This is a genomic window from Ideonella azotifigens, assembly GCF_006519715.1.
Lineage (GTDB): Bacteria > Pseudomonadota > Gammaproteobacteria > Burkholderiales > Burkholderiaceae_C > Ideonella > Ideonella azotifigens.
This window is the reverse complement of the sequence record NZ_VIDT01000317.1, coordinates 1-6,235: the sequence shown is the minus strand read 5'-3', so window position 1 is coordinate 6,235 and position 6,235 is coordinate 1. Positions and strand designations below refer to the sequence as shown.

The following is a 6,235-nucleotide window of genomic DNA, read 5'->3' as shown; positions in this document are numbered from 1 at the left end:
GCGGTCGCGCACGATCGTTTTGCCCCAGGGCAAGCGAGGTGCCGCGCCTGCAGGGCCACATGGGTTGCAAAGACCTGCCTGGCCGCGCGTCGTCCTGGTCTGACAGCCGGAGAGGGCCATGACCGATGAGCGAGATGCTTGCGCAGGTCCAGACTCCACATCACTGACCTCGGCACATGGGTCGGCGCCTGATCCAGGCATCGCAGTGCCGCCAACCCCAAAGGAGTTCACACCATGTCTTCATCCCTCCGTCTGGCCGCCGTGGCCGCCCTGAGCGCCTCGCTGATTTCGCTGACGGCTTGCGCCGGCATGTCCAACCAGACCCGTGACACGGCAGTCGGTGCCGGCCTCGGCGCGATTGCAGGTTCCGTCATCACCGGCGGCACCACCGGCGGCGCTGTTGCTGGCGGCGTCATCGGTGGCGTGATCGGCAACGAAAACAGCAAGAAGTAATTCCTGCTTCGAGTTCGCGGCCTGCCTTGTGCAGGCCGCTGCGGCTCGGCCGGTGCAACCAGCCTTCCCATGGGATCTCCGGAGGGCTCAGAGCATCGCGCCGAGCCGCACCCCTTGGTCGATCGCGCGCTTGGCGTCCAGCTCGCCGGCTTGTTTGGCGCCCCCGATCATGTGCACCTTGATGCCCGCAGCTTCTAGCGGCGCCTGCAGTTCCCGCAGCGATTCCTGGCCCGCGCACAGTACGATGTGGTCGACCGCCAGCCAGCGCTGGTTCTCGCGCTGCTCGCCTTCGCTGACCAGCAGGCCTTCGTCCCCGATGCGCTCGTAGTTCAGCCCGCCCAGCATGCGCACGCCGCGCTGCTTCAGCGCTGCGCGGTGGATCCAGCCGGTGGTCTTGCCCAGCCCCGCACCCAGCTTGCCGGCCTTGCGCTGCAGCAGCGTCACCTGGCGTTTGGCCGGCACCTGCGGCGGCATTTCGGTGGCCAGTCCACCGCGTGCCAGCGCCGGGTCGGTCACACCCCATTCGGCCTGCCAGGCCGGCAGGTCCAAGGTGCTGGAGTGACCGTCATGAACCAGGAATTCGGCCACGTCGAAGCCAATGCCACCGGCACCAATGACCGCCACGCGCTCACCCACAGCCGCGCCTTGCAGCACATCCAGGTAGCGCAGCACCTTGGCATGCGACCGGCCGGGAATCTTCGGGTCCCGGGGCAATACGCCGGAGGCGATCACCACTTCGTCGAACCCTTCGGCCTGCAGCGCCGCGGCGTCCACGCGCGTGTTCAGGTGCAGCCGCACGCCGGTCACTTCCACGCGCCGCGCCCAGTAGCGCAGCGTCTCGTGGAACTCCTCCTTGCCCGGCACACGCTTGGCCAGGTTCAGCTGGCCGCCCACCTCGGCCGCGCTGTCGTACAGGTGCACCTCGTGGCCGCGCTCGGCCAGCGTGGTCGCGGCCGACAGCCCGGCAGGCCCTGCGCCCACCACGCCGATGCGCTTGCGGTGCGTCGTGGGCAGCAGGCGGATCTCCGTCTCGTGGCAGGCCCGCGGGTTGACCAGGCAGCTCGTCAGCTTGTTGACGAAGATGTGGTCCAGGCAAGCCTGGTTGCAGGCGATGCAGGTGTTGATGTCCTGCGCCCGGCCTTCGCGTGCCTTCTTGACGAACTGGGCGTCGGCCAGCAGCGGCCTGGCCATCGAGACCATGTCGGCATCCCCCGCGGCGAGCAACTGCTCGGCCACCTCGGGCGTGTTGATGCGGTTGCTGGTGATCAGCGGAATGCGCACGTGCTCGCGCATCTTGCGCGTGACCCAGGCGAAGGCGGCGCGCGGCACGCTGGTGGCAATCGTCGGCACCCGGGCCTCGTGCCAGCCAATGCCGGTGTTCAGCAGCGTGGCCCCGGCCGCCTCGATGGCCTGGGCCAGTTGCACCACCTCTTCCCAGCTGGAGCCACCGGGGATCAGGTCGATCATCGAGAGGCGGTAGATGAGGATGAAGTCCGGCCCGAGTGCATCGCGTGTGCGCCGCACGATCTCCACCGGCAGGCGCATGCGGTTTTCGTAGGCGCCGCCCCATTGGTCTTCGCGTTGGTTGGTCGGTGCGGCGATGAACTGGTTGATCAGGTAGCCCTCGCTGCCCATGATCTCCACGCCGTCATAACCCGCCTCGCGCGCCAGCCGGGCACAGCGCACGAAGGCGGCGATCTGCCGCTCCACGCCGGCGCCAGACAGCGCACGCGGCGTGAACGGCGAGATCGGCGACTTGATGCGCGAAGGGGCGACTGCCAGCGGGTGGTAGGCGTAGCGCCCGGTGTGCAGGATCTGCAGCGCGATCTTGCCGCCTTCGGCATGCACGGCATCGGTCACCACCCGGTGCCGCCGGGCTGCGCCGCTGCTGGCCAGCATGCCGGCAAAAGGCTTGGCCCAGCCGACGATGTTGGGCGCAAAGCCGCCGGTGACGATGAGGCCGACCTCGCCCTGCGCGCGTTCGGCGAAATAGGCGGCCAGCCTGCGCAGGTCGCGGCCATCTTCCAGGCCGGTGTGCATCGAGCCCATCAGCACGCGGTTTTTCAGCGTCGTGAAGCCCAGGTCCAAGGGTTGCAGCAAATGAGGGTAGGGCGTGGACATGGGGGATGGTCTTGAAGCTGGGCAACCGGCGATTGTTAGAGTGCATGGCCCATCCGACGGCGGGGATTTTCCCGATCCGTTGTGCCGGCCTATCCTTTACCTTCATGCCTGCAGATTCCGAACAAGTCGAACAACGCCTCGTGGCGCTGGAAATCAAGGCCAGCTTCACCGAAGACCTGGTCGAACAGCTCAACGAGGTCATCGTGCGCCAGCAGCAGCAGCTCGACCTGCTGATCAACGAACTGCGTCAACTGCGCCAGCAAGTGCCCACGCAAAGCGGCAATGGCGAATTCCGCAGCCTGCGAGACGACCTGCCGCCGCACTACTGATTGCGGCGCTCATGCCCCCCGAAAGGAGCCGTGATGACAGATTTGGTGATTCGTCGATTGCTGATCGACATGGAAACGCCGCTGACGCGTCATTGGAACGGGGGAGACGCCTTCCGCACGGCCTTCTTCAACGCGCTGTCGATGAGCTTCCCGCTGGGCGAGCAGTTTTTCATCGACTCGGTGAAGCTCGGGCTGCAGACGCTCTCGCCCGAGCTGCGTGAGCGCCACGAAGCCGAGGCCAAAGGCTTCATCGGCCAGGAGGCCACGCACCGGCGCATCCACCAGCTGTTCAACCAGCACCTGCAGCATCAAGGCCTGGTGAACCACTGGGAAGGGCGCATCCAACATCGCCTGAAGCGGCTCGAAGGCATGGAGCCCCGGGTCTGGCTGGGGCTGACCGCCGCCACCGAGCATTTCACCGCCATCATGGCCGAGCACCTGCTGAGCTTCGAAGCGCCGCTGGCCGGCACCGAGGAGCGGCTGCAGCTGCTGTGGCGCTGGCATGCCAGCGAAGAGTCCGAGCACCGCTGCACGGCCTTCGACCTGTACTACGCGCTGGGCGGCGACGTGCGTTGGCGGCGCCGGCTGTTCTACATCGTGACCTGGCACTTCACCACCGACCTGTTGCGCCAGACGGTGAACAACCTCTGGCACGACCGCAGCCTGTGGCGCCTGTCCACCTGGTCCAGCGGCGCGCGCTTCCTGTTCGGCCAGGGCGGACTGGTGCGCGAGCTGTTTGGACCCTGGCGCCGCTACCTGCACACCGACTTCCATCCCTCACAGCAGGACGACGAGCTGGCCCACGAGTGGCTGGCCCAGCATGCGGACAGGGCCGTGCCGGTGAACCCGCCGCAGCATCGCGCCGCGGCTTGAGGGCCCGAATTCAACCCGGCGTGCGCGGCAGCCACTGTGCCAGCAGCGCCTTCAGCTCACCCGGGCCGTAGGGCTTGGCGAGGTGGTCGTCCATGCCGGCGTCCAGCGCCATGCGCACGTCTTCCGGCAGTGCATTGGCCGTCAGCGCCATGATGGGCCGGCGCGGCAGCCCGTTGGCCTGCTCGTGGGCGCGCCAGGCGCGGGTGGCAGCGTAGCCATCCATCACCGGCATCTGGCCGTCCATCAGCACCAGGTCGACCGGCTCGCTGCGCAGGGTTTCCAGCGCTTCTTCGCCGTCGTGCGCTTCGAGCACCGTCAGCCCCATGTCGCGCAGCAGCTGCGCGGCAATCATCAGGTTCACAGCGTTGTCTTCGGCCACCAGCACGCGGCCACTGAGTGTGGACGCAGCCTCCGCCACCGGCGCCACCGGCTGCGCAGCCGGCGCATGGGCCAGCGGCAGGCGCAGCGTGAAGCCGAAGCAGCTGCCCTGGCCGGGCACGCTGCGCACATCGATGCGGCTGCCCATGCGCTCCACCAGCCGCTGCGAGATGGCCAGCCCCAGGCCGCTGCCGCCAAACGCGCGCTGGTGCCCCTGGTCCACCTGCTGGAAGGGCTGGAACAGCTGCGACATGCGCTCGGGCGGAATGCCGATGCCGGTATCCTCGACCTCGAAGCGGATCAGCGGCTGGCCGCCGCTGATGCCGGCTGGCCGCAGCCGCAGCGTGACGCTGCCCGAAGGCGTGAACTTCAGTGCGTTGGCCACCAGGTTCATCAGCACCTGGCGCAGCCGGTGCTCGTCCACGCTGATCCAGCTCGGCAGGCCGTGGGCCATCGCCAGCTTCAGCGGCAGGCTCTTCGCGTCTGCACTGGCGGCGAACAGCGCATGCACGCCGCCGGCCAGTTGCGCCAGCTGGGCCGGGTTGTCGTGCAGGTCCAGGTGGCCGGCCTCGATCTTCGAGTAGTCCAGCACGTCGTTCAGCACGTCCAGCAGGCTTTCGCTGGACTGCCGCGCCACTTCCAGCAGCTTGGCGTTTTCGGGCGAAAGCGGCGCGCTGCCCAGCAGGCTCAAGGCCCCCAGCACGCCATTCATCGGCGTGCGGATCTCGTGGCTCATGGTCGCCAGGAAACGCGACTTGGCCGCGGCCGCTTCTTCTGCCTGGGCCATGGCCTCGCGCAGCGCCTGGTTGTGCACGTCCGCCTGGAAGCCGCGGCGAATGGCCAGCATGGTGGTGCGGCGCACGGCATGCAGCACCCGCCACAGCCCGGCCAGGAAAGCCAGCGCCACCAGCGCCATCGGCCACGAACGTGTGCCTGGCAACAGGGTCTGGACCACCAGCGGCACCAGCACCGCGAGCAGCACGCCTTCACCCCAGCGCCCGGCCATGGCCATGTAGAAGCAGGACAGCGACGCCGAGCCGGCCAGCAGCACCGTGTAGATTGCGCGCCCCTCTGCGTCCAGGAACGCATAAAGGCCTGGCGTGGCGATGATCCACGCCGCACAGCACAGCCCGTGGTACCAGGCCATGCGGCGCTCGAAGCGGCGCAGTTCGGCGGGCTCCTGCAGCTCCGCCTGCCGGCTCTCACGCTGCAGCAGCACGCGGCCTGTGCAACTGGCGATTGCCAGCAAGGCCACCAGCGCGGCCAGCGGCCAGGCCTCCGGCCGGTGGCGCACCAGCCACAGCATCATCGCCACGACCAGGGCCATCAGCGGCACGCTGTGCCAGACAAACCCCATCGTGAAGCGAATGGCCTCGCGGCGCAGCGCCAGGTCGGTCGCCTCGTCGCTGAGGCGGTCCAGGTCGGGCAGGAAAGAGGAGGGCGGCGAACGGGGGGCTTCCGCAAACATGGCGCACATTGTCGGGGCAGCAGATGGCGACAAAGGCCGGATCAGCGCGAACTTGTTTGCGCTTTGTCGCGGCCTTGCCGCAGTCTTTTCCGAAGCCCTTGCATGGGGCTGCAACGTGGGCGCTGCCCACTGCCGCTTGCTGTTGCCGACGGGGTTGCGGTTGACCTCAACATTGTCTGAAAGGGCTACGCCATCGGGCCGGCCACGCCGGCCTGACGGTGGCGGTTGAAGCGTCGTCAAAGGTGCAGGATGCCAGCGACGAAGCCGATGACGAACAGGGCCAGGAAATACGAGGGCCAGCCGAACTTGCGCCGCATCACCCGCCAGCCCAGCCAAAGCCCACCCGCCAGGAACAGCCCGGGGCTTTTGAGCTTGACCGAGAGGTAGACCAGCAGGGCCGCCTGGGCGATGACCAATGGCCAGCGGATGAGCGGCAGCAGCGGGGCATGAGTCTCCTGCGGCGCGCCACCTTCAGGCGCGGGGGCGGCTGCCGCAGCCTGCATGGCGGCGCGCAACGCGCGGCGAGGGGATGACGCGATCTCGGCCGCTTTCCGGGCGGCGTCGCGTTCTGCACGCTGGGCCGCCAGATGGGCTCGCCGCTCGGCCTTGATCT

6 protein-coding genes are annotated in these 6,235 nt (G+C 68.2%); 3 read left to right on the top strand and 3 right to left on the bottom strand.

Features of this window, described 5'->3' with window-relative positions; all coding sequences use genetic code 11:
• Nucleotides 1–234: 234 nt before the first annotated feature.
• A complete protein-coding gene (locus FKP22_RS18050; RefSeq protein WP_141288994.1) occupies nucleotides 235–453 on the top strand; it encodes a YMGG-like glycine zipper-containing protein in 219 nt (72 codons plus the stop codon).
• 87 nt (nucleotides 454–540) lie between these two features.
• Here the strand turns inward: FKP22_RS18050 and FKP22_RS18045 are convergent, their stop codons facing one another.
• Nucleotides 541–2,574 carry an oxidoreductase gene (locus tag FKP22_RS18045; protein ID WP_141288992.1) on the bottom strand — a complete coding sequence of 678 codons (2,034 nt, stop codon included), beginning with the start codon at nucleotides 2,572–2,574 and terminating at the stop codon, nucleotides 541–543.
• A gap of 104 nt (nucleotides 2,575–2,678) precedes the next feature.
• Between FKP22_RS18045 and FKP22_RS18040 the strand changes: the two genes are divergently transcribed.
• Together FKP22_RS18040 and FKP22_RS18035 are read left to right on the top strand one after the other, a co-directional pair.
• The gene (locus tag FKP22_RS18040) at nucleotides 2,679–2,903 is read left to right on the top strand and encodes a SlyX family protein (RefSeq protein WP_141288990.1); all 225 of its coding nucleotides are present in this window, start codon (nucleotides 2,679–2,681) and stop codon (nucleotides 2,901–2,903) included.
• A 33-nt stretch (nucleotides 2,904–2,936) separates the two neighbouring features.
• Nucleotides 2,937–3,776: a metal-dependent hydrolase gene (locus FKP22_RS18035; RefSeq protein ID WP_141288987.1), complete on the top strand. Its 840-nt coding sequence runs from the start codon at nucleotides 2,937–2,939 to the stop codon at nucleotides 3,774–3,776.
• A gap of 10 nt (nucleotides 3,777–3,786) precedes the next feature.
• Here FKP22_RS18035 and FKP22_RS18030 read toward each other — a convergent pair whose 3' ends face one another.
• Both FKP22_RS18030 and FKP22_RS32195 read right to left on the bottom strand, forming a co-directional pair.
• Nucleotides 3,787–5,622, bottom strand: coding sequence for an ATP-binding protein (locus FKP22_RS18030; RefSeq protein ID WP_170200946.1), 1,836 nt, complete (start codon nucleotides 5,620–5,622; stop codon nucleotides 3,787–3,789).
• A 236-nt stretch (nucleotides 5,623–5,858) separates the two neighbouring features.
• Nucleotides 5,859–6,235 (bottom strand): hypothetical protein (locus FKP22_RS32195; protein WP_211361451.1); only part of this gene is annotated, 377 nt, incomplete at its 5' end.